We start from the raw sequence: 22,777 nt of genomic DNA, 5'->3' as shown, positions 1-22,777 counted from the left end.
AAGTCACCTTTTGTTACTTGTAATACTTGCTCTTTCATATCATTTATCCTCCCTTTTCATAAGTTATCTATATGTAATTTCTAAGAAATGTTTATTTCATAGTTTTTATGTTAACGTTACATTAAATTTGATAACGTAACGTTTGTAACATTAATGTAACATAACTATTGTTACGTTGCAATATAATAACGTGAAATTTATTACACTTTTTTTACGTTTTTTTATAATAATCCCCAAAAACCTTTATTTAATGCACTTTTCACTAAGTTCACGTTTGTAACATTCGTGTAATATTACAGTCATAAAGTGAAATATAGTCATACTCCTCTCTATTTTTGTTACAAACAGTTTATTTAGTGACACTAAACCTATCTAATCTTTACTTACTTTTAATATGAGATAAAATACCGTCTTTCCAAGATAAGTTTATATGTTTCCTCTATATAACTATGTATAATAAAAACAAAGAGGTGGTCATTTTGAAATTAATCGCATTAGATATGGATGGTACACTACTATCATCTAATCTTGAAATCTCCAAAGAAAACCTACAAGCAATCCAAACTGCACAAGAAGCTGGTCATATTGTAATGATTTGTTCTGGTCGTGCGAAAGAGGATGCTTTAAAGCTATTGGAAGAATATAAATTATCTCTTCCAGTCGGAGCAAGCAATGGGGCTATTGTTTATGTGGATGGAAAAGTAATTAACTCGCGTTGTATACAAAACGACAAAGTGTACAAACTTGCAAAATTACTAGAATCTGAAAGTTTCCCATATAAGTTATATACAAATAAAGGAGTTTATTCTCCATATACATGGCAAGATCAAGTGATGCAAGCGTTCGAAGAAAATAAGCAGGCGCTTGATGTTACATTAGAGGAACTTGAACGAATTACAGAAAAGCAAAAGAAATCGAACTTAATTACTGATTTCAAAAAAATAGAAGATGTTGTAAATAACCAAGAACTAGAAATATCTAAATTCTTCATTTCAACATTTAATGCAGCGCATCGCGCACAGCTATTAAGCGTGTTACAAGAAGACGCTGATATTATGGTTACAGCATCAGCTCCTACTAACTTAGAAATTATGGATAAGAATGGACATAAAGGAAACGGGCTACAGCAGATGGCAGCTCATTTTAATATTCCTATTGAAAATACAGTTGCTATTGGTGATAATTTTAATGATGTACCAATGTTAGAAGTAGCAGGCTTATCTGTTGCAATGGGCAACGCTGAAGAAGATGTAAAAAAACTATGTGATGTTGTAACATTAACAAACAATGAACATGGTGTTGCTCACGCAATCGAGCAATTTGTATTGAAACAAACTTCATCTAGTAAATAAAAAAAGGACTCTTTCCATTTGAAAGAGTCCTTTTTTTATACATGATGACAAGAAACAAAATGATCATCACCAACATTACGAAATTCTGGTATTGTTTTTTTACAAACATCTGTTGCAAACGGGCAACGTGTATGAAAACGACAACCCGAAGGTGGATTTGCTGGACTTGGAATATCCCCTTCTAGTATAATTCGCTCTCGCTTCACTGTTGGATCTGGTATTGGAACGGCTGATAACAATGCTTTTGTATACGGATGTAGCGGATTGGTAAATAACTCATCACGCGGCGCCGTCTCCACAATCGTACCTAAATACATAATTCCGATTTTCGTACATAAATGTTCTACTACACTCAAATCATGTGAAATGAATAAATAAGATAATCCCTTTTTCTCCTGTAACTCACTAAATAAATTAATAATTTGTGCTTGGATAGATACATCTAGTGCCGCCACAGGTTCATCAGCTACAATGAATTCTGGATTTAATACCATAGCCCTTGCGATTACGATACGCTGACGTTGTCCACCAGAAAACTCATGGGGATACCGGTCAATATGATAAGGAGCTAAGCCACATAACTCCAATACTTCAATTACCTTTTCACGAACATTTTCTTTCGTCGCTAATCCGTGGGCCAACATCGGCTCTCCAAGCGCTTCTCTAATTCTCATTCTAGGATTTAATGAGCTAAATGGATCTTGAAAAACGAGCTGCATATTAGGGCGATGTTTTCTCAATTCATCCTTCGATAAAGAATGAACATCTTTCCCTTTAAACTTCACTTCCCCCTCCGTTTTTTGAACGAGACGTAAAATTGTTTTTCCTATCGTTGTTTTTCCGCTCCCTGATTCGCCAACGAGACCAAACACTTCGCCTTTATTAATAGTAAAACTTACTCCATCAACTGCTTTTACATGTCCGATCGTTCTACTAAATATGCCACCTTTAATTGGAAAATATGTCTTTAGGTTTTTCACCTCTAATAATGGTTCACTCATTGCTCCGCACGCTCCTCATATAACCAGCAAGCTACTTTATGATTTTCATCATTTACATTTAGATTTGGGGCTTCTTTTTCACATATTTCCATACAATGCTCACAACGCCCACTAAAGTAACAAAACTCACCTAAACCAACTAAATTTGGAACTTGCCCTGGAATAGAATATAGTTTATCTATTCGTTTTCCCATTACTGGTTTTGATTTCAATAATCCTTTCGTATAAGGATGTTTTGGATTTTGGAATATCTCTAATACCGGAGCTTCTTCAATAACTTTCCCGCCATACATAACGACAACGTAATCAGCCATTTCTGCTACGACACCTAAATCATGTGTAATTAATAAGATCGACGTTTTAAATTCTTCTTTCACTTGTCTTAGTAAATCCAATATTTGAGCTTGAATCGTAACATCAAGAGCTGTTGTTGGTTCATCTGCAATTAATAACTTAGGATTACAACTAAGCGCAACAGCAATCATAATACGTTGTAACATCCCGCCGCTCAGTTCATGCGGATAAGAATGGACAATTTCATCAGCACGGGCTATGCCAACTTTACGAATTAACTCAATTGCTTTCTTATACGCTTCATTTTTACTAAGTAATTCATGCTCCCTTAGCGTTTCTACAATTTGCTCACCTACAGTGAAGACGGGATTTAGCGATGTCATCGGTTCTTGGAAAATCATCGCAATATCATTGCCTCGTAAACTACGAAGTTCTTTCTCTTTCATTCCTAAAAGACTTTTTCCTTCATATAAAATGTCTCCACCTACTACACTGCCAGATTCAGCAATAAGCCCCATAATAGATAAAGCCGTTACACTCTTCCCGCAACCTGATTCTCCTACTACACAAACCGTTTCACCTTCTCGAACAGCAAAGCTAACATGGTTTACAGCCTTCACTGTCCCTTCCTCCGTTTGAAAGTGTGTTTGTAAGTCTTTTAGCTCTACTACCGCTCTACTCATACCTTCTCACCTACCGTCTCATCTTTGGATCTAACGCATCACGAAGTGCATCACCAAGTAAATTAATTGATACAACTGTTATAAAGATTGCAAAACCAGGCGGAATCCATAACCACGGACGCTTTTGGAAATCAATTAATGAGTTAGCTGCGCTAATCATGTTCCCCCATGATGGTGTAGGTGGGACGACGCCGAGACCTAAGTAGCTTAGCGCGGACTCACTTAAAATAGATCCAGCCACACCCAAAGTTGCTACAACAATAAGTAACGGAAAGACGTTAGGAATTAGATGATGAATGATTTTTCGAGAATCTTTTAATCCTAATACATCTGCCGCTTGCATAAAGGCTTGCTCCCGCAATGTTAAAATTTGTCCTCTCACAAGACGGGCAAGTCCTGGCCATCCTACTAAACTTAAAATAATCATTACAACATATAAACGGTACTCCGATGGTAATTTCCATTCTGATAAAATTGCTCCCATTATAATAAGTAGCGGTAATCCTGGAATGGACATTAAGACATCTGCAACACGCATAATTAAATGATCTACAACTCCTCGATAAAAACCAGCAATGGCTCCTAATAGAGCACCTAGTATAACGGATAGTAGCATCGACGCTAAACCAATTGTTAATGAAATACGCCCTGCTTGCATAAGTCTAGTTAAAATATCCCGTCCCAACTGGTCTGTTCCAAGCCAATGTGACAGGCTGGGTGGTTTATTAATTTGTGTTACTTGTACTTTCCCATCAGCATACGGTGAAAAGATTGGACCGATAAAACTAAATAAAAACATAAATATTAAAACGTATAAGCCACACAGTGCCATCTTATTTTTCTTGATTTTTTTATACGCTTGGCGCCATGGTGATGATTCATTTCTCTTTTTCCGTTCTTTCTTTTTCTCTATTATGGGTGTAATAGTCTCCATATCTTTCCCCCCTTACTTCAATCGAATTCTTGGATCAACAAACGCATATACAATATCAGCTAAGAAATTAGCCATAATCGTTAAACAAGAAAGAAACATTGTAAAGGCCATTAATACCGTATAATCACGGAAGTTTAATGCTTCTAATTGAATACTCCCAATCCCTGGCCAATTAAAAATCTGTTCAATAATAATAGCTCCTGAAAATAAACCCGGTAATTCAAAAGCGAGTAATGTAATTGCTGGAAAAATTGCATTTTTCAATGCATGTTTATAAATAACGGTCCTTTCTTTTAAACCTTTTGCACGAGCAGTACGAATATAATCTTGCCTAATAACATCCAACATGCCGGTTCTAAAATAGCGTGTTAACGATCCTACACCAAGAAGCGTTAAAATAAATACAGGTAGAATCATATGACGTAATACTTCTAATATGTATGCTATCCCTGTTGAGTTACTCCCAATATCAATCATGCCACCAATAGGCAATAACTTTAAATCAACTGCTAATAATTTAATTAAAAATAGTCCGATAAAGAATGATGGAAATGACATTGCTGCAAAGACACCGATTGTTACCAATCTATCAAACCAAGAATGCTGCTTTGTTGCAGAAATAACCCCAATAATAAGAGCAATAATCCAAGTGAAAAATAAAGCTGCAGCAGCAACAATAAATGTATTCCAAATGAATTTATTAAGTAATGAAGTTACCGGTTCTTGGTACTGTAAAGAAAATCCAAAATCACCATGCAAAGCATTCACTAGCCAATGAAAATACCTTTCAATAATCGGTTTATTTAAACCGTACAACTCTCTTAATTCTTGAGCTCTCTCTGGTGTTAATTTTGGATTTGAATCGATATAATCACCCGGTAAGAGTGCAAATAAGAAAAAGATAATAATAGACGTACCAAACAATGTAGGAATCATTTGTAGAAACCTACGAATGATATATGTTTTCACCTTTTGTCTCCCCAATCCTATTTACTTAAAAATAGAAGAACATTTTTTCAAAACAGCTACCATTCCATTGCTGTGTGAAAAAACGTCTTCTATTATTTAGGTCAACCCTTATTGTTCAATAGATAACACTGGTAAATTGGAACTAATGCTATCGTACTTTTCTGGATCAATTCCTTTTATACGTGCATTATGAGCATAAAGTAGTTTACGATAGTTTAATAAAATAACTGGTGGATCATCACTTAACTCTTTATACAGCTCTTTATAAATCGCTTTACGTTTTTCAATATCTGTCGTTCCTATACCTTTTACAATCAAATCATCTACTTTCGGATTATTATAACCCGTATCACTTTTTGGATTAGTTGATAAGTACTCACTTACAACTTCACTTGGATCACTAATTCCTGGTGTTGAAACTGCTGCTAAATCGTAGTCACCTTTCCCTACTTTTGAAAGCATCGTATTAAAGTCCATCAACTCTGGATTTAATTCAACACCAATTTCTTTGTAACTTTCTTTTGCAATCGGAATAAAGATATCATTTGTTTTACCTGTATTTGATGCGTAGTATGTTAATTTTAATTTTTGACCATCTTTTTCACGAACCCCGTCAGAACCTACTTTCCAACCAGCCTCATCCAATAATTTTTTAGCCTTTTCTACGTCGTGCGGATATTTATTAATACCTTCTTCTGTATATGCCCATGAAACTGGAGCAATTGGTACGTTAGCGACAGAGCCATAGCCTTGTAAAGCTGTATCCACATACTTCTTACGGTCTAATCCATAAGTAAGTGCTTGGCGTACCTTTTTATCTTTCAAATACGACTTCTTATTATTTACATAGATATAAGCAATATCACTTGATGATTCAAGATTAATATTTGCAAACTCTAATCCTTTTAATTGGTCTATATTTTCAGGGTTCGCTCTAAACCCACTATAGTCCAGTTCACCTGTTTGGAATAATTGGAATCCAGTATCACCTGATGTAATTTTGTAAATAAAGTTTTTGATTTTTGGTTTACCTGCATAATAATTTTCGTTAGCAACAAAGCGGACTTCTTGACCTGGAACATATTTTTCAAATTTATATGGACCCGCTGCAATTGGTTGCCCATATAATGCTTTTAAATAGTCTAAACTTGTATTTTGTTTATAATCTTTTCCATAATAAGCTTTTGATAGCACTGGGCCACCTAAATTCGTTAGCGCCTGTGAATTAACTTTTTCAGTTGTAATTTTAATTGTCTGTGGATCAACAACTTGGATTCCTTCAATAGAAGTTGCTTTTCCTTCTTTATATTCTTTCCCACCTTTAACAGCATACTGAGCAATATCCAATCCACCTTCATACGCTTTATCATGAAGTAGTGTTAATGTAAATGCTACGTCATCCGCTGTTAAAGGCGACCCGTCACTAAATTTTAAGTTTTTACGTAAGTGGAATGTATATGTTAACTGGTCAGCAGAAATATCCCATTTTTCTGCAAGGTCCGGAACAGGTTTACTTTGTTTGTCTGTTGTTACTAATGACGCAAAAATAACAGACGTTACATTTCCATCCCAACCATTATCTTGGAAATACGGAAGGAAAACTCCCCCTGGCTTAGAAATGGCTGTAATAAAAGTATCTTTTCGTTGATTTGCTTTCTCTGGACTTTTCTTTTTATCTGTAGCTGGAATTGATTCAATCTTAGAGTCTTTTAAATCCTGCTTTTTTACTGGTTCTGTAGAAGCCGTATCCTCCTGTCCCCCACAAGCAGATAACACAAGCGAACTACTCAGTAATACTGAAAATACACCAGCCCATTTTTTTGTTTTTTTCTTCATTGTCCCCACCCTAACTGTTTAATAGTTATACCCTTTGAACTTATAAGCTTATGTATGCCTCCCACAGCAACATTTATAACCAATCGGAAAAGTCGGTTTTAATCATAAAAAAATAGATATTTTTGAGGGGTAACAATCTTATTCCGACCTTTCCGGTATACTTTATGGTTATTAGCTTATATCGTTCAGTATATTTTGTCAATTCTTTCTAAATAAATATTTTGAGAATTTTCCCAAAATTATCCCTCTACATTTATACTTTAAGAAAACTCAGCTATAATTCGTATTAAAAACTTAAAAATCTACTTCTATTCCTTCAGCATGAAACATAGAATACTAATAACCAATTACCAAAAAGGGGGCGAAAATATGGACAAACTATTCCAATACGTCCTGCACTACGTATTATTAACAATTATGATAGTCGGGGCGTTATTACTATTCCCGTTCTTCCCAAAGTTCGTCCTCTTTTTAGCTTTTTTTATCATGCTCGGGATCGCTATTATAATTTCAACGAGAGAAGATGCCACACAAAAAGAAAGCAGAGTTCAGCGCGTAAAGCTGTAACTTTGCTCTCTTTTCGTTTTCAATCACTAGTCTCTGTTACACATATTTATCCCGCTATTTGCCGGACAGTAAAACCCCCACTGATTAAAGTTTCACTTTATCTCTCGGGAAATAATTAGTCTTTGTTTTTGTGATTACTCCTATTGAAAAGCCACTAATGACATTTATTTTTCACCTTATCATTTCATATGCTTCACAAGCTATGCAAATTGAGGAACACGGATTTATCTAAGTTACTGTTTCACGTGAAACACATCGCTTCATTTAATCTTTAAAGCAAAATATCATTATGAAAAAGCCACTTCCTCCAGCAAAACTGAAAGGAAGTGGCTTTCTACTCTTTACTCCACAATATTCTCTAACTCACTATATAACTTCGCTCGTAACAACTCTTTCATCGTTTTTTCCTCATATAATTTTTCAAGTCTTTCAACATCAGCTACATGTTCCATTTCACATTCTATTGCATATATATCTTCTTCTACATGCATTAACTCATTTTCAATCTCTTCAAGATTCCTAGCCTTTTTCTCTTTTACTGGAACCATTTCAACACTCTTTCTCCCTTGGCGTTTCTGCTTTATTACTTGCTTCTCAAGCTTTTCTTCCCATTTTTGACGAGCCCATGCATAGTTTCCTGCAAACTCAAATAATTTACATTCATCAATCCAGTACGTCTTTTCAAATAACTTATTTAAAAAATAACGATCATGTGAAACAGCTAGGATTGTTCCATTATATTGCTCAAGGGCTTCCTCTAAAACTTCCCTTGATTCAATATCAAGATGGTTTGTCGGCTCATCTAAAATTAGAAAATTGATGTCTTGATACATAAGTTGCGCAAGTCTTAACCTCATTTTTTCTCCACCGCTCAGTTGCGTTACTTTCTTAAATACTGCTGGACCATAAAATAAAAACTTAGCCAATATATGTCTTGCTTCTCCTTCGGTTACAGCTACATACTCTCTAAACGCTTCCAATACATTACTCTTCAAATTGCCATACGTATGCTGTGATAAATAACCAATTTTGACACTACTACCAATTCGAATTTCACCAACGTCTGGATTTATTTCTTCTAATAGTAGTTTTAATAATGTAGTCTTTCCTGTGCCATTACGACCAACGATAGCCGCACGCTCTTGAAAACGCACATGTAAATTCGCTTGTTCAAATAAAGGTCGGCCAGCAAAACCTTTGCTCACTTCTTTCATTACAACAACATCTTTCCCGCTTCTCTCTTGCCCTTCAAACTGAAGACCCATCTGTTTTCGTTCTAAGATTGGCCTCTTTAATTTCTCTATACGTTCTAACGCACGTTCCATATTTCTCGCTCTTTTATGCAATCCTTCATTCGGAGGGTTCGCTTGATTTGCCCATTCACGTAGACGCTTAATTGCTTCTTTCATTTTCTTTATTTTCTTTTGTTGCTCCTGATAAGCTTGAAACTCTTGAAGTAATCTTTCTTCCTTCTCCTCAACGAACTGAGAATAATTCGTATGGTACACGTGAATCTCTCCATCTTCCAAATCAAAAATTTTCGTTACAACTTCATCAAGGAAATAACGATCATGTGAAATAACCATAACTGTTCCAGTGTATTCTTTTAAAAATTGCTCTAACCATTCAACTGCAAATAAATCTAAATGATTTGTTGGCTCATCTAATAGAAGTAAATCTGGTTTCTGCAATAGCATATATGCAAGGCTTACTTTCGTCTGTTCTCCTCCACTTAATTCCGTAAATACTCTTGAAAATAAGTCTGTCACTTGTAAGCCATTTGCTACCTTCATTATATTTGCTTCTATTTCATAACCACCAAGGAACGCAAACTTTTCTTGAATTACTCCGTATCTCTCCATTAGCTTTTGCAAAGAAGATTGTTCCTGCTCCTCCGCCATATTTTTTTCTAGAGCATGCATTTCTTTTTCTAATTCCTTTTCTACTTTAAAAGCGGAACTCAATACATCATATACAGTCAGGACCTCATCAAACTTCGGAATTTGTGCGACATGACCAATACGTGTACCTTTCTTCATATGGATGGCTCCTGCATCCAAACTCTCCATTCCCGTTAGAAGCCCAAAGATTGTTGTCTTCCCACTACCGTTACGACCAACTAACCCAACACGTTCACCATTCTTTATTTCAAGCGATATATTTTCAAATATGATGTTTCCACCAAAAGATTTCGTTACATTATTTACACTACAAATAGTCATTTTCCGTACTCCTTTCAATATAAAAAACCATGAGAAAGAAACATTCCCCATGGTTTTCGGCATAGAAAAAGGAAGCCAAATAGCTCCCTTTTCACACGTTTATTAAAAATGGGTGAAGAGATTTCTATCGTTCAATAGTCACTATGCAATTGTTAAAAAAGGGCATACGTATCCCGTTAACAACTACATCATGAAAAATCGCACGACAAAAATAGATAAAATCTAAAAATTTGGCACGTGCAGCTAAAGAACGTTTCATCTCATTCACCCCTTTCGTACGGAATTTAATACTTACTTCTTTATTATACTTTCCAATTTCATGTTTGAATAGTCATTTTTCTGAAAATAATGAAGATAGACTAAACATTTCAATAAGTGACATCAAATCTTACAAAACTGTTATGTTCACGTAATGGAAAGCGATAGTACGAAAAGATGCCTCCCTATACAATAAAGATGTAAACAAGAGAGACAAACAAAAGGAGGAAACAAACATGATGAAAGAAATCGTAAAAGCAATCTTTGAGGTATTAGTGAACGGACAAGCAGTTGTAAAAGAACTAAATGAACTATAAAAAGGAGTGAAGAAATATGATGAACATGGTGAAAATGATTTTACACGCTTTAGTCGATGCAAAAGCAGTTAGCCAAGAATTAAACCAACAATAAAAAGGGGTATATGAATATGAAGAAAGCCATTATTATAATTGCAAGCACAGCAATTACTTTATACACAATAAAAAATAGAAAAAAGAAAAATACTGAAAATGTTCTATATTATCCATACACACTATTAGAGAAAAAATAAAAGACAAGGTACCCTATCGTAATGAGGATATCTTGTCTTTTATTTTTTCCATATTGCCTTTAGAGGATTTCCTTCTCCTTTTCCCGAATGTATTAAGCGGGATTTTTACACATATTTTAAAGGGGCATATATATAAATGGATACACAACAACTATATTTTTTAAACGATATCGGTAAACAAAAACCAGAAAGTATTCGGAATAGAAGCGCTGCATGTCCATTTTGCGATAAAGAACATTTAACGGATATTTTAGCAACTGATGGTTCTATTATTTGGTTAAAAAATAAATTCCCTACATTACAAGATACATTTCAAACAGTGTTAATTGAAACCGATAATTGCGAAGATCATATCGCAACATATACAGAAGAACATATGCGGAAATTAATGCAATTTTCTATTCAACATTGGTTACACTTACAGAAGAAAGAAGAGTTCGCATCTGTGATTTTATACAAAAATCATGGTCCATTTTCAGGTGGAAGTTTGCATCATGCACACATGCAAATTATCGGAATGAAATATGTAGATTATCTTGAAAATATTGAAGAAGAAAATTTCCAAGGGGTAATTGTTCAAAAAAACGAACGCATTGAGCTTAATATTTCAGAGCGTCCCATTATTGGCTTCACTGAATTCAATATAATCATTGATAATATTTCATATATAGATGATATGGCAAATTACATTCAGCAAACTGTACGTTACATACTGACAGATTTCCATAAAGGATGTAGTAGTTATAACTTATTCTTCTATTACTTAAATGGAAAAATTATTTGTAAAGTTGTTCCTAGATTTGTCGTTTCACCGCTGTATGCAGGATATAAAATACCTCAAGTTTCTACAAAACTAGAAGAGGTGAAAATACAACTCATGCAGTATTTTACGAAAGAAAAGGATGAAATTATTCATAAAAAAACAGAGTAGGTATCGAAAACCTACTCTTTTATTACACCTTTATTTCGATAGTACACATCTTCTAATCCGATGTTATACTTCATGTTATTATCCGTCCACTCTGGCCCTAAATTCCCTGGCCATCCAGATGTATTCGCTATATATTTCAGTAATGCAAAATCAGTCAAACCTTTTTGCACCCCGCGCTTATATCCTTTCATCAAATGCGGCATTGCAATTTGTGCATTTGTACGTGGATCTTTCAGCTCATCATCAGTTAAATGTTCTGGTGCAAGCCCGCCGCCGCGGTGTAGTTGAAACAATCCAAATGAAGTTCCATTATCTCCAACACTTCTTGGATTTAATCGACTTTCATGCTCGGCAATTGCAAGAGGTATCCATTCCGGAAGATTTACTTTCTTCGCTTCCTCTATAATGATTTGTTTCATCTGTTTTGCTTCTTCTGAATCAACATAGCTTGTTCCATTCACTAGCTTATCCATTCCTTCAGACTTTCCTTGGAAATATAAATATACTCCAAGAACAACTAAAAATCCTACAAAGAATTTCTTCACTACCTCTACCTCTTTCTCCGCTGAAATTTGTCCCCTTTCAGCCTTCCCTTTACAATTACCTACATTCTACTACTCTTTTATCATAGCAAATAACTATACATATTATCATCATGCTTTAGACCGATTTTGTGAAAAAAAAGCTGGTAAATACGTGCAAAAATGTAACTTTCATAGACTATAACGCATTTATTGTATATAATTGTAAATTGAATTCTAAATATAAACTAGGAGAATAATAATATGAAAAAACGGCTGTTACTCTTATTTAGTTTACTACTATTAATTCCTGTCCCTATTTCCGCACAAAAAACTGAACAACCAAAAACCCTTATTTTATACAGTTCAAACGATGATCAAATTACAAGCGATATCCAAATACTTAATACACAAGTAGGGCATTTCACTAATAATATAACAATTAAAAACATAAAACAGTTAGCTGAAATAACTGATAAATCTTCGTATACACATGTTATTTACATGGGTGAAAAACAAGAAGAACTTTCTACTGAAGCAAAGGAATTTCTAGAAGGCTTCCCAGGACCATTACTAGTTTTAGGTCAAAATATAGAACAGTTATCTACTCGTTTTTCATTTATCACACTTAAAAATGAAGATATAAACTCTGATACAATTGAATATCCAACACGTAAACTAAAGAATATATTAGAAGAAGAAAGATCAATTAAACAACTTGATACAAACGGAACAATTCTCGCACATGCTTTAAGAGGAAATAATACTTATCCATTAATTGTACAGCAAAATAATTCTTATTATGTAGCAACTTCTAACCTCTTTGATTGGATATCTTATTATATTGGCGAAAGCCTATTTTCTTATTTTCAGCAAAAACCCGAAACCAATAAAAAATTAGCTTATTTACGTCTTGAGGATGTTCACCCAGCAGCAGATATAAATCAATTGAAAGAAATTGCTGAATTACTAAAAGAGAAGAAGATTCCTTACATGATCACTGTTATTCCTGTATATACAGATCCGGAGACAGGTAAAACACTACATTTAAAAGATAAACCCGAACTAGTCGATCTTTTACGCTCTATGCAAGATGATGGCGCAGCGATTATTATGCATGGTTACACTCACCAATTTTATGATAGTGAAACTGGGGAAGGTTTTGAATTTTGGGACGTAAAGACAGATCAACCAATTCGCCAACCGAAACATGAAAAACCTAAGACAAAAGATGACTTTCCAAATATAGAGGCATATAACCAATATGTAAAAACAGGGGAAGAGTTTGAGGAAAAATATACGACAGATCATATCGAAAAAGGGATTCAAGAACTTGTAGATGCTAAACTATATCCTGTCGCATTTGAAGCACCTCATTACACAATGTCTCAAAAGGGGTATGAAATATTATCAAGATACTTTTCAACTTATGTAGGACAACTACAATTAAGTGATACAACTTGGAAATCCATGCACTCTCCAGCATATAGAAGTACACCATCATTTCTACACGGAATGAAATTAATGCCTGAAACAGTCGGTTTTATTGAAGAAGATAAGCCACAAGCTATTGCTAAAATGAAAGCAAATGCTTTATCTGTTGCTAAATTATCCGATGGGATTATTGGAGCATTCTATCATCCTTACTTAGGTGTGAAACCATTAAAAGAAGTGTTAAAGGATCTAGAAAGTATTCCAAATATAGAATGGATTGATTTACAAAAGGAAAAGAATGAAGTAAAAATGAAAGATATTCATATTACGACGAATAAAGACGGCATTCACGTTGAAAAACCAACCAGTGCGAATGACATAATTGATTATATAAAGCAATATGGCTTCTTCCTTATACTAGGGTTCGTTATCATTGTCTTTCTTTTATTATTAAAACGTGCGAAAAAATTAGAATCCTAATACAAAACCACCGAGCGGAACGCTTGGTGGTTTTTTGTCCTATATCAAACCTTGGCATTTTACTAAATAAATTCAACTTTTACTTTTTCCGTTACATGATTAAAACTATAATTCTCCTATCCTTTCAAATAAAATCGACTTGTATTTTCATATATTGTTTCTGCGACCTTATCAATGGATATGTTTTTTATAGAACTAATTTCCTTTAATACCTCTCGAATCATTCTTGGGTGCGTTATAAAATCTTCTTGAAATTCCCACGGACCATCTGTTTCTACCATCATATATTCAAGCGGATAATACGAAACGATTTTTCTAATCTTCTCCTTATGTAAAACATCCGGTGTAATCGAAATATAATAACCATTTCTCATCATCCGTTTCATTGTTTCATCGCTTCCTTTAAACCAATGGAAGTGTGCACGTGAAACTTTATATTTCTCTAGCAAATCACATACAATGTCAGCATCTTCATAAACTGCGTGTAATATAATCGGCAAATTATACTTACTAGCTAGTTCTATAAATTTTTTCAATACAGCTATGTATGAATCTACAGCAATTCTTTCATCTTCTTTTCTCAAATAATAGGGCAAACCTACTTCACCAATCGCAACAATTTCCTCTGCGTTCTGTTCAATAAGTTGATAAATCTGTTCACACTCTTCTTTATGAATCTGTTGCTCTGGATGAAACCCTATCGCTGGATATATAAAGGGATACTTCTTTGCTAAAGATAACGTTTCCTTACAAGATTGATAATTCATAGATACCGCAATAAGCCCCTTTATTTCCTTACTATTTTCCACCTCTTTTAGTAATCTGCTCTTCTCTTCATCCTTATATTGATCAACATGTATATGACTATCAATCCATTTCATCTTTATGCCCCCATAAAAAAAACAAGAAAGGACTTCCTTTCTTGTTTTAGCATCTATATTATTTAACAATTAAGTTTGTTATGATATCAAATAATCCAATACACACTACGGCAACAGTAAAGTAGCTACAGAAATCTTTAATTGGTAACTTCACTACTTCTTCTTTACGCATCCCATTTTTCTCCCTTCTTACTAGATCCCTAATTATTTTTCTATCTGTATCTATTATGCAAAAAATATGACAAATTTACTATCGAATTAACTTACGTAAACCTTACAATGTTGTAAGGTTTTAAAAAAGATCCCCATCTTTATTCAGATGAGGATTATTAAAAATTAGTTGGTTTTTCATTCTTCATTACAAACAGAAAGTAATATATTGAGACTTTCTAGTTACACTATATGAAAATTACTATCTTTTGACTATCGAATTACATTACAGAAGGCTTACATGTTTGTAAGTTATGTGTAATGTAATTCGATAGTTCCCCTTACTTATATTTCGTACAATAAAGTTAGAAAGTAAGCCAAATAAGAAGAACACTCACATAACCAAATTACATTGCTAGTAGCTACTCTTCTTATACATTTCACCTATGCTACTACAATGTACCCCCTTCCCCTTTATATAATAAAAAAGCCTTAGTCTATATGGACTAAGGCTTTTTGTTAATTTCAAAATACCCTTACCCAGTATTTTTATTTTCGACAAAAAATAGCTGGGGTATATTTTACTATCTCATCGTTAAAAGTTTGCTCTTCGCATTTATAGGAATATTTGCAACCTCAATTTCTTCAATCGATTCACCGTAACGTCCTTTTGCAAAAACCTTTAATGCTTCATCTCTCTTTAACATATGCTTAACCGTTTTCTTTATTTTCTGCTCTCTACCACGTTCATCGAATGCAATAAATTCATATTCATACCACTCATCACCAATATGCTGACCAATTGTATTCACAACCGTATAGTATTCTTTCGTCTTATACAGTGGATTATATTTATCGATAACCGGTCCAAGTTTCGTAGGCAGTAACATTACTACTATCACTATCATCGCTATTATAGTAGTGATCATTTTTTTCTTCATAATAAACATTCCTCCTCTGCAGGATATATATACATCCATTTTAAAAAGGGGAAATAAAATCTACTATTGAATCTCATTACATTACACTTACATTTTTGTAAGAATTAAAAAAGGTGAACGAATTTACTCGTTCACCTTTTAGCTTGCTTTAAAGCCACCGCCAAGCACATCACGTACATCATGTATAACAACGAAAGCATCTTCATCTACCCGACTAATAACTTGTTTTAACTTAACAAGCTCTTGTTTATTAATAACAACATATAAAACTTCTTTATTTTTACCAGTATATCCGCCGCGCCCTTCTAATACAGTAACACCGCGTGTCATATTTTTCGTAATAGCCTCACGAATTAAGTCTGGTTGATTCGAAATAATCGTAACAGCCGTTTTTGTGTCCATTCCTTCTACAATGAAATCAATCACCTTCGCTCCGATGAACACAGCTACAAGTGTATACATTGCCTTTTCTTGCCCTATTATAAATACAGAACCAGCAATTACAACAATATCAATAATTAGTACGCCTTTACCTACGCTCCAACCTAAATATTGATTTGCTAACTGAGCTAAGATTGCTGATCCTCCCGATGTACCTCCGGCTTTGAACATACAGCCTAATCCAATACCCACAAATAAACCAGCAAATAAAGCTGCTAATAATGTATCACTATTTACATGATACTCAATATGTTCTGTAACGTATAAAAACAAAGATGTTTCTACAATCCCTAAAATTGTATAAATCATTGTTTTCTTATCAAAAAATTTATAACCAACAGCTAGTAAAATTGCATTTATAGCAAAGTTCACAATTCCTGGTGACCAATCAAATAAGTAGTACGTAACAACCGTTAAACCAATAATTCCACCTTCCGATAAACGGTTTGGAATTGCAAAGTAATTAATACCAATTGCGAATAATAATGAACCAATTGTAATTAGTGTTATTTCCTTTATACGTTGATTAACCATAGTTCATACCCTCCCCCCATTTGACATTGTATCACTATCTCCTAGAGGTTTAGAAGTGGTTTTTATTCCGCATTTTCCCTGTTAAAAATTGAAATATTATGTTTAAACAGAGGGGTGATTAATTATTCATATTTGCTCTAACTGCACGGACAAATTGCTCCACATTCCCTTTCTGAATATACTTAGCGCGAATGGTTTCATGATTACAAGTAAATTCAAAATACGGATGAAAATCTATGCTATCTATATGCAAATATGAATACTCTTTAAATGTTGAAGAATAGTACGGAAATTTCCCGTAAAAAAGGAGACGTCTAGTAGTGGCAACAAAAACCCCATGTTGATACGATAATATAAAATTATCCTTCTCAAATATCCCTACCACAAAAGCCAGAATCTTTTCATCATCATCTACATACTTTTTCATACTCGATAAAAGTTCATTCATGCATATTCCTCCAAATTCTATTCATTGCATTAACACTTGAAAAGAATCCATGGATTATTACAAACCGGTTTAACTCCTTTATAAAGTATGAAACGCGTTTCCTGTCAAAGATATTTCAAAAAAATAATCCGTTATGCGATTATACACATAACGGATTAAAATTAAACTGTAGAGCGTTCCACAAGTTCGTATGGAATTTCCAGCTTTTCTTGTTCAGAACTCTCGTCATTCACTTTTCTATGCAACATTTCAAAAGCAGTTTTCCCTATCTCCTTTAAATTTTGATCAATAGTTGTCAGTTGTAACACTTGTGAGATAGGTTGATTATCAAAGCCAATAATTGCTAAATCCTCAGGAACTTGAATGCCTAATTTTTCAACCTCTGTCATAACCCCAATCGCAACCTCATCGCCTGCTACTATTAATGCTTCAGGAAGATCCTGCATCTCTTTTAACTTATGAGCTACTTTCACACCATCTTCTAGTGTAAAACATTCTGTAAAAATCCATTCTTCATTAACCTCTTCGTCTATAGATTGCAATTGCTGTTTATAAACATCAAAACGCTTTTGACTACTCGGCCCTAATTTTCTTCCCGTACAATAACCAATTTTTTTATAACCTTTCTCAATCAAATAATCCATTCCTAATTGAAAGGCCGCTGAATGATTCGTATATACACTTGAGATGTTTGAAATATCATTGTCTTCACAAGCAATTATTGCGCCGTAAGAAGCATACGGTTCTATCGTTTCCCAATCATTTGCACGTGAACAAATAATAAGACCATCCAATTGTTTTGTTTTTAACATATGTAAACTTTTCATTTCTTCTTTTTTATTATAATTCGTTTGGCAAAGTAGCACCCTGTAATTATGCGCTAACGCAGTCTCCATCATTCCGCTCACCATCGCATCAAAACACGGATGATTAATATACGGTAAAATCACACCAACAATATTCGTTTTTCCTTTTGATAAATGAACAGCATTTGCGTTTTGCGAGTAATTCAATTTCTCAACTATCTCTATAACCGCTTTTCTTTTTTCTTCACTTACATATGGGTGATCATTCAACACTCTCGAAACAGTCGTAACTGAAACTCCCGCCATCTTTGCAATATCTTTAATATTAGCCATACACTCACCTCTACCTTTAACTTAATGAATCTCAGGAACATATGTCAAATCTTCTTATCATTACACCTTCATTCATTTCTCTTACAAAAGTGTAATTTTTCTGTAAGCTAATTCGATAGTGACTTTCCGCAACATTTCATACAATTAAGTCAGAAACAGGGTAACAACTATTCGAAAAGGAGCGGATTAATATGATGAACAAAATGAAAACGAACAATTTCTTAAATACAATGGGCATGGTATTTTCCGCTCTTATCGACGCAAAAGCTGTTGCTTCTACATTAAACAAGTAAGGAGAATGTATTATGAATAACATCACTTTTAACAAATTAGATTTTTTAGGACTAGCTAGTGGCTCGATTCTTCTTACTGCTTTTATTTACGCCGCTACGCTTGTATAACTTCGTGTCCCCTTTCCCCTTTATTATAAATAGTAATAGAAAAGACGACCGTCTATGCCCGGTCGTCTTTTCTTATTTTTGATTTGATTGCAAAGCTTCTTTTAACTCCTCAAACTTCTCATTTAATTGATCTGTCATCATTTTCATAGCGGTTTTTCGATCTATTTGTTCTCCAGCCTCAATTTGAATTGGATCTCCAAAAATCAATTGTGCCTTTTTCCCCTTTATTAATTCTTTTACACTTGATGGACCAACATAAGCTGCTGGTACTAACGGAACATTAGAACGCATCGCAATTGTCACAGCACCCGCTTTTAATGAAACATCTTCCGCTGATCTCGTTCCACTCGGAAAAATTCCTACTACCTTTCCTTCTTTTAATAAACGTGATGGTATTTTAAGTGTACTTGGTCCCGGATTCGCACGATCTACAGGGAATGCATTTACATTTTTAAAGAACCAATTTTTGAATTTACCTTCAAATAACTCTTTTTTTGCCATGTAATGAATTTGAGTTGGATACATCCCTGTAGCTAACATTAATACATCCATAAAACTTGTATGTGTACACGCAACAACATACGGTCCACCTTCTGGTAGCTTTTCTCTTCCTTGTACTTCTACTTTCCCAGCTGTTTTAAATATATATTTCAACAAAAATGTAATTGGTTTATACATTTGTTTCGTTCCTTTCTAAACATCCGAAGTATAATCATATTCTTATAATAATTATAACACTAAGTTTTAGGAGTTGGTAATAAAATTAAGGATGAATTGTTAAATTTCAATTCTTACAAAAGTGTAATTTTCTTGTAAGCTAATTCGATAGTTACTTCTTACTATATTTCATACAATTAAGTCAGAAACAGGGCAACAATTATTCGAAAAGGAGTGGATCAATATGATGAACAAAATGAAAACGAACAATTTCTTAAATACAATGGGCATGGTATTATCAGCTCTTTTCGATGCAAAAGCTGTTGCTTCTACATTAAACAAGTAAGGAGAATGTATTATGAATAACATTGCTTTTAACAAATTAGATTTTTTAGGATTAGCTAGCGGCTCTCTTCTTCTTACTGCTTTCATTTACGCTGCTACGCTTGTATAACTTTGTGTCCCCTTTCCCCTTTATATAGAAAAAGACGACCGTCTATGCCCGGTCGTCTTTTTAATTTTTTCTTTCTTTCAATTCTTTTAAAAGCTGTATCAGCTCAGCTTGTTGTTTTATCTTTTTACGACCATTTCGATTAATTGCTGCAAGCTCACAGGCAACTCCGACGGCGAAGAAAAACAATAAACTTTCTAACATGTGAAATCCTCCATTTGCCTATTAAACAGCTTGACGTAATTGCTCTTCTTGTAAAACTCTCTTATTTATATTTTCTTCTTTTCTCTGACAAACGTTATTGCGAATAAGCGCTGCAATAACAAGTACAGTCCCTATAATATCAAACATTGTGATTTGATACCCTTGCATCATCATAATAGCTAAAGTCGTAATTGGTACAAAATTAATAAATAAAATCCCATTAATGGATGATAAAATTTTCACACCGTAGTTCCAAGCAAGTAGCGCTACAATACCTGGCAATGTCATCATAAATAACAAATCATATTTTACAATAGAAATCGTTCCCATACTCGGAACTGAAATATATCCAAGCGACGTAATAATTACCGTTATAATTCCTGTAACAGTCGTACCGAATACACACGTCAACGTAGAATAACGTAATGTTGACCAATCACTACATGTTTGACCACCCATCGTATAAATAACCCAGCCTACAACACCAATAAATATAAATGCTAATGAGAACATATTATCTTTCAATGTTACAAAGAAACTCATGTCACCTTTTGTAATAACAAACACAGCTCCTACAAAAGCAATAACCATACTCGTTATCATATACTTCTTCGGTTTTATATGCTTATATCCCCATAAAATACAAATAGAAATCATCGGCATAAGTGCTTCCATAATGGAAGCTACCATTACACCCGACTTACCCATTAACATTTGCCCTAAAAATATGAGGACATTATATACTGTAAATGCCATCGTTCCAAAAAAGACGAGTAACTTTCCTCTTCCCTCTAAACGAAATGCCTGTTTTCCTTCTTTCATTAACAACAATACAATCAGTACGATCGCCACCGCTCCATAGCGAATAAGCGAAAAATAAAATGGATCTATGTATTCTAGCGCATGATCAGCAACTGGAAACATCGCTCCCCATGACATACTCGCAATTAAACAAGCTAAAGCCCCTATTATCATTTGACCTCTTCTCACCGCAATCCCCCGTTTCTTTCTATTTGCACAAAGAGAATTGTAAAAGAAAAAATATATCACGTAAAATGATTCAAAATGATGTTAACTATCATTTATAATGATAGTTAACATCAAGGGGGATTACAAAATGGAATTAAGAGACTTACAAATCTTTAAAAGCGTTGCCGACCAGGGTAGTGTAAGTAACGCAGCAAAGGAATTAAATTATGTACAATCAAATGTAACTGCACGTATTAAACAACTAGAAAACGAATTAAAAACCCCACTCTTTTACCGCCATAAACGAGGCATGACTTTAACAGCTGAAGGAAGAAAAATGCTCGTTTATGTTAATAAAATTTTGCAAGATGTCGACGAACTAAAACAAGTATTTTTAGATAGTGAAACACCCTCCGGTATATTAAAAATCGGTACAGTAGAAACAGTAAGTACATTACCTACCATTTTATCTTCTTACTATAAAAGCTATCCGAATGTCGATTTATCATTACAAGCGGGTCTAACAGAAGAATTGATTAGAGAAGTACTTGATCATCAATTAGATGGTGCCTTTATATCAGGTCCTATTAAACATCCACTAATCGAACAATACGATGTTAGTACAGAAAAATTAATGCTTGTAACACAAAATAAAGCTTTTCATATAGAAGAATTTACAACAACGCCTCTACTCGTTTTTAACCAAGGATGTGGATACCGTTCCAAACTAGAACGATGGCTGAAAGACGAAGGTTTGCTACCAAAAAGAATTATGGAATTCAATATATTAGAGACAATATTAAACAGCGTTGCACTCGGCCTCGGAATTACACTCGTACCACAGTCTGCTGTCCATCATCTTTCTAAAGCAGGTAAGGTACATTGTCATGCAATCCCTGAAAAATACGGCAGTATTTCAACGGTTTTCATACGCCGTAAAGATAGCTATATGACGAATTCAATGCGTAGTTTTTTAAAAACAATTGAAGAACATCATCATATCAATATGCTGTGAAAGACATTCTTACATGAATGTCTTTTTTTCTTACAAAAGTGTAAGTCTTTCGTAAGCTAATTCGATAGTTGCAAGTGGACATATCTCCTATAATTAAGACATAAGCAGGGCAACAACAATTCGAAAAGGAGCGGATACGCATGATGAACAATATGAAATCAAATAAATTTTTAAATACAATGGGCATGGTGCTATCCGCACTTGTCGATGCAAAAGCCGTTGCAACTACATTAAACAAATAAGGAGAGATTATAATGAACAACATTACTTTCAACAAATCAGACTTTATCGGACTTGCAAGTGGAGCTACTCTTCTTACGGCTTTCATTTATACACTTGCTCAAGGTCTTGTTTAACACTTTGTATCCCCAACCCCCTTTATATAGAAAAAGCTGCTCGTCTTTGAAGTGAACCCGAATAGTGGTACATGAAAAAAACACCTCCTGAATTCGCATACTAAGTATGCAAATTCAATGGAGGTGTTTTTGGTTTGAAGACAAGAGTTCATTACCCA

At 34.2% G+C, this 22,777-nt stretch carries 25 protein-coding genes; 9 read left to right on the top strand and 16 right to left on the bottom strand.

From position 1 onward, the window contains the following. The first annotated feature begins 479 nt into the window (after positions 1-479). Positions 480-1,352: a Cof-type HAD-IIB family hydrolase gene (locus MR170_RS23445; protein ID WP_242309517.1), complete on the top strand. Its 873-nt coding sequence runs from the start codon at positions 480-482 to the stop codon at positions 1,350-1,352. 35 nt (positions 1,353-1,387) lie between these two features. On the opposite strand, the gene MR170_RS23440 is transcribed toward MR170_RS23445, so the two are convergent. From MR170_RS23440 to MR170_RS23420, 5 genes are all read right to left on the bottom strand, one after another. Then, positions 1,388-2,353 (bottom strand): ABC transporter ATP-binding protein, encoded by a 966-nt coding sequence (locus MR170_RS23440; RefSeq protein ID WP_242309515.1) that lies wholly within the window; start codon positions 2,351-2,353, stop codon positions 1,388-1,390. After that, complete coding sequence (locus tag MR170_RS23435) at positions 2,350-3,330, bottom strand: ABC transporter ATP-binding protein (protein WP_000085614.1); 981 nt, start codon at positions 3,328-3,330, stop codon at positions 2,350-2,352. Before MR170_RS23435 ends, MR170_RS23440 begins: the two co-directional genes overlap by 4 nt. 10 nt (positions 3,331-3,340) lie before the next feature. Beyond that, positions 3,341-4,264, bottom strand: a complete 924-nt coding sequence (gene opp4C / locus MR170_RS23430; RefSeq protein WP_000447957.1) for an oligopeptide ABC transporter permease — start codon at positions 4,262-4,264, stop codon at positions 3,341-3,343. Positions 4,265-4,276: 12 nt separating this feature from the next. After that, on the bottom strand, positions 4,277-5,233 hold the full coding sequence (locus MR170_RS23425; RefSeq protein WP_140153267.1) for an ABC transporter permease: 957 nt from the start codon (positions 5,231-5,233) through the stop codon (positions 4,277-4,279). A gap of 108 nt (positions 5,234-5,341) precedes the next feature. Then, the gene (locus tag MR170_RS23420) at positions 5,342-7,069 is read right to left on the bottom strand and encodes an ABC transporter substrate-binding protein (RefSeq protein ID WP_000730676.1); all 1,728 of its coding nucleotides are present in this window, start codon (positions 7,067-7,069) and stop codon (positions 5,342-5,344) included. 369 nt (positions 7,070-7,438) lie between these two features. On the opposite strand from MR170_RS23420, the gene MR170_RS23415 reads away from it, so the two are divergent. Beyond that, the gene (locus tag MR170_RS23415) at positions 7,439-7,636 is read left to right on the top strand and encodes a hypothetical protein (RefSeq protein ID WP_016083966.1); all 198 of its coding nucleotides are present in this window, start codon (positions 7,439-7,441) and stop codon (positions 7,634-7,636) included. Between the two features lie 341 nt (positions 7,637-7,977). On the opposite strand, the gene abc-f is transcribed toward MR170_RS23415, so the two are convergent. Then, entirely contained in the window at positions 7,978-9,909 is a 1,932-nt protein-coding gene (gene abc-f, locus MR170_RS23410) for a ribosomal protection-like ABC-F family protein (RefSeq protein WP_142286855.1), read from the bottom strand. Between the two features lie 73 nt (positions 9,910-9,982). Further along, the gene (locus MR170_RS32510; protein WP_000830643.1) at positions 9,983-10,117 is read right to left on the bottom strand and encodes an RAxF-45 family protein; all 135 of its coding nucleotides are present in this window, start codon (positions 10,115-10,117) and stop codon (positions 9,983-9,985) included. Positions 10,118-10,537: 420 nt separating this feature from the next. Between MR170_RS32510 and MR170_RS23400 the strand changes: the two genes are divergently transcribed. Then, complete coding sequence (locus MR170_RS23400; protein WP_002083998.1) at positions 10,538-10,666, top strand: hypothetical protein; 129 nt, start codon at positions 10,538-10,540, stop codon at positions 10,664-10,666. 136 nt (positions 10,667-10,802) lie between these two features. Further along, the gene (locus MR170_RS23395; protein WP_242309513.1) at positions 10,803-11,597 is read left to right on the top strand and encodes a DUF4931 domain-containing protein; all 795 of its coding nucleotides are present in this window, start codon (positions 10,803-10,805) and stop codon (positions 11,595-11,597) included. A gap of 11 nt (positions 11,598-11,608) precedes the next feature. Here the strand turns inward: MR170_RS23395 and MR170_RS23390 are convergent, their stop codons facing one another. Beyond that, the gene (locus MR170_RS23390) at positions 11,609-12,142 is read right to left on the bottom strand and encodes a transglycosylase SLT domain-containing protein (protein ID WP_000713249.1); all 534 of its coding nucleotides are present in this window, start codon (positions 12,140-12,142) and stop codon (positions 11,609-11,611) included. Positions 12,143-12,382: 240 nt separating this feature from the next. Between MR170_RS23390 and MR170_RS23385 the strand changes: the two genes are divergently transcribed. Then, positions 12,383-14,032 (top strand): DUF2334 domain-containing protein, encoded by a 1,650-nt coding sequence (locus MR170_RS23385; protein WP_242309511.1) that lies wholly within the window; start codon positions 12,383-12,385, stop codon positions 14,030-14,032. A 116-nt stretch (positions 14,033-14,148) separates the two neighbouring features. Here MR170_RS23385 and MR170_RS23380 read toward each other — a convergent pair whose 3' ends face one another. From MR170_RS23380 to MR170_RS23360, 5 genes are all read right to left on the bottom strand, one after another. Further along, positions 14,149-14,913 carry a TatD family hydrolase gene (locus tag MR170_RS23380; protein WP_242309509.1) on the bottom strand — a complete coding sequence of 255 codons (765 nt, stop codon included), beginning with the start codon at positions 14,911-14,913 and terminating at the stop codon, positions 14,149-14,151. 734 nt (positions 14,914-15,647) lie between these two features. Next, positions 15,648-16,004, bottom strand: a complete 357-nt coding sequence (locus MR170_RS23375) for a YxeA family protein (protein WP_016083971.1) — start codon at positions 16,002-16,004, stop codon at positions 15,648-15,650. A gap of 138 nt (positions 16,005-16,142) precedes the next feature. After that, entirely contained in the window at positions 16,143-16,979 is an 837-nt protein-coding gene (locus MR170_RS23370; protein ID WP_000248045.1) for a YitT family protein, read from the bottom strand. A gap of 118 nt (positions 16,980-17,097) precedes the next feature. Next, positions 17,098-17,427 (bottom strand): PH domain-containing protein, encoded by a 330-nt coding sequence (locus MR170_RS23365; RefSeq protein ID WP_029441448.1) that lies wholly within the window; start codon positions 17,425-17,427, stop codon positions 17,098-17,100. 161 nt (positions 17,428-17,588) lie between these two features. Continuing rightward, positions 17,589-18,566, bottom strand: a complete 978-nt coding sequence (locus MR170_RS23360) for a LacI family DNA-binding transcriptional regulator (RefSeq protein WP_001273903.1) — start codon at positions 18,564-18,566, stop codon at positions 17,589-17,591. A 305-nt stretch (positions 18,567-18,871) separates the two neighbouring features. Here MR170_RS23360 and MR170_RS23355 point away from each other — a divergent pair, with 305 nt between their 5' ends. Continuing rightward, complete coding sequence (locus MR170_RS23355; protein ID WP_001059999.1) at positions 18,872-18,967, top strand: DUF3948 family protein; 96 nt, start codon at positions 18,872-18,874, stop codon at positions 18,965-18,967. A 72-nt stretch (positions 18,968-19,039) separates the two neighbouring features. Here the strand turns inward: MR170_RS23355 and MR170_RS23350 are convergent, their stop codons facing one another. Then, positions 19,040-19,645 (bottom strand): lysophospholipid acyltransferase family protein, encoded by a 606-nt coding sequence (locus MR170_RS23350; RefSeq protein WP_000277778.1) that lies wholly within the window; start codon positions 19,643-19,645, stop codon positions 19,040-19,042. A gap of 337 nt (positions 19,646-19,982) precedes the next feature. Here MR170_RS23350 and MR170_RS23345 point away from each other — a divergent pair, with 337 nt between their 5' ends. Further along, positions 19,983-20,078 (top strand): DUF3948 family protein, encoded by a 96-nt coding sequence (locus MR170_RS23345; RefSeq protein WP_001059387.1) that lies wholly within the window; start codon positions 19,983-19,985, stop codon positions 20,076-20,078. Positions 20,079-20,138: 60 nt separating this feature from the next. Here MR170_RS23345 and MR170_RS23340 read toward each other — a convergent pair whose 3' ends face one another. Both MR170_RS23340 and MR170_RS23335 read right to left on the bottom strand, forming a co-directional pair. Further along, positions 20,139-20,279 (bottom strand): YrzO family protein, encoded by a 141-nt coding sequence (locus MR170_RS23340; protein WP_000894065.1) that lies wholly within the window; start codon positions 20,277-20,279, stop codon positions 20,139-20,141. A 21-nt stretch (positions 20,280-20,300) separates the two neighbouring features. Beyond that, positions 20,301-21,269 (bottom strand): DMT family transporter, encoded by a 969-nt coding sequence (locus MR170_RS23335; RefSeq protein WP_016083974.1) that lies wholly within the window; start codon positions 21,267-21,269, stop codon positions 20,301-20,303. A 127-nt stretch (positions 21,270-21,396) separates the two neighbouring features. Here MR170_RS23335 and MR170_RS23330 point away from each other — a divergent pair, with 127 nt between their 5' ends. Next, the gene (locus MR170_RS23330) at positions 21,397-22,263 is read left to right on the top strand and encodes a LysR family transcriptional regulator (RefSeq protein ID WP_000423024.1); all 867 of its coding nucleotides are present in this window, start codon (positions 21,397-21,399) and stop codon (positions 22,261-22,263) included. Between the two features lie 254 nt (positions 22,264-22,517). After that, complete coding sequence (locus MR170_RS23325; RefSeq protein ID WP_001060018.1) at positions 22,518-22,619, top strand: DUF3948 family protein; 102 nt, start codon at positions 22,518-22,520, stop codon at positions 22,617-22,619. The last annotated feature ends 158 nt before the right edge of the window (positions 22,620-22,777 follow it).

This window comes from Bacillus cereus group sp. BfR-BA-01524, assembly GCF_022662595.1.
Lineage (GTDB): Bacteria > Bacillota > Bacilli > Bacillales > Bacillaceae_G > Bacillus_A > Bacillus_A thuringiensis_S.
Note: the sequence above shows the minus strand (reverse complement) of the source record. Positions and strands in the feature narration are given on the sequence as shown.

What these genes read in the sequence shown, in the direction of transcription:
- MR170_RS32510 (WP_000830643.1), bottom strand. Translation starts at nt 10,117, where the DNA reads ATGAAACGTTCTTTAGCTGCACGTGCCAAATTTTTAGATTTTATCTAT.
- MR170_RS23360 (WP_001273903.1), bottom strand. Translation starts at nt 18,566, where the DNA reads ATGGCTAATATTAAAGATATTGCAAAGATGGCGGGAGTTTCAGTTACG.
- MR170_RS23355 (WP_001059999.1), top strand. Translation starts at nt 18,872, where the DNA reads ATGAATAACATCACTTTTAACAAATTAGATTTTTTAGGACTAGCTAGT.
- MR170_RS23385 (WP_242309511.1), top strand. Translation starts at nt 12,383, where the DNA reads ATGAAAAAACGGCTGTTACTCTTATTTAGTTTACTACTATTAATTCCT.
- MR170_RS23365 (WP_029441448.1), bottom strand. Translation starts at nt 17,427, where the DNA reads ATGAATGAACTTTTATCGAGTATGAAAAAGTATGTAGATGATGATGAA.
- MR170_RS23370 (WP_000248045.1), bottom strand. Translation starts at nt 16,979, where the DNA reads ATGGTTAATCAACGTATAAAGGAAATAACACTAATTACAATTGGTTCA.
- MR170_RS23415 (WP_016083966.1), top strand. Translation starts at nt 7,439, where the DNA reads ATGGACAAACTATTCCAATACGTCCTGCACTACGTATTATTAACAATT.
- MR170_RS23330 (WP_000423024.1), top strand. Translation starts at nt 21,397, where the DNA reads ATGGAATTAAGAGACTTACAAATCTTTAAAAGCGTTGCCGACCAGGGT.
- MR170_RS23350 (WP_000277778.1), bottom strand. Translation starts at nt 19,645, where the DNA reads ATGTATAAACCAATTACATTTTTGTTGAAATATATATTTAAAACAGCT.
- MR170_RS23395 (WP_242309513.1), top strand. Translation starts at nt 10,803, where the DNA reads ATGGATACACAACAACTATATTTTTTAAACGATATCGGTAAACAAAAA.
- MR170_RS23345 (WP_001059387.1), top strand. Translation starts at nt 19,983, where the DNA reads ATGAATAACATTGCTTTTAACAAATTAGATTTTTTAGGATTAGCTAGC.
- MR170_RS23340 (WP_000894065.1), bottom strand. Translation starts at nt 20,279, where the DNA reads ATGTTAGAAAGTTTATTGTTTTTCTTCGCCGTCGGAGTTGCCTGTGAG.
- opp4C (WP_000447957.1), bottom strand. Translation starts at nt 4,264, where the DNA reads ATGGAGACTATTACACCCATAATAGAGAAAAAGAAAGAACGGAAAAAG.
- MR170_RS23440 (WP_242309515.1), bottom strand. Translation starts at nt 2,353, where the DNA reads ATGAGTGAACCATTATTAGAGGTGAAAAACCTAAAGACATATTTTCCA.
- MR170_RS23375 (WP_016083971.1), bottom strand. Translation starts at nt 16,004, where the DNA reads ATGAAGAAAAAAATGATCACTACTATAATAGCGATGATAGTGATAGTA.
- MR170_RS23435 (WP_000085614.1), bottom strand. Translation starts at nt 3,330, where the DNA reads ATGAGTAGAGCGGTAGTAGAGCTAAAAGACTTACAAACACACTTTCAA.
- MR170_RS23400 (WP_002083998.1), top strand. Translation starts at nt 10,538, where the DNA reads ATGAATATGAAGAAAGCCATTATTATAATTGCAAGCACAGCAATTACT.
- MR170_RS23325 (WP_001060018.1), top strand. Translation starts at nt 22,518, where the DNA reads ATGAACAACATTACTTTCAACAAATCAGACTTTATCGGACTTGCAAGT.
- abc-f (WP_142286855.1), bottom strand. Translation starts at nt 9,909, where the DNA reads ATGGGGAATGTTTCTTTCTCATGGTTTTTTATATTGAAAGGAGTACGG.
- MR170_RS23380 (WP_242309509.1), bottom strand. Translation starts at nt 14,913, where the DNA reads ATGAAATGGATTGATAGTCATATACATGTTGATCAATATAAGGATGAA.
- MR170_RS23420 (WP_000730676.1), bottom strand. Translation starts at nt 7,069, where the DNA reads ATGAAGAAAAAAACAAAAAAATGGGCTGGTGTATTTTCAGTATTACTG.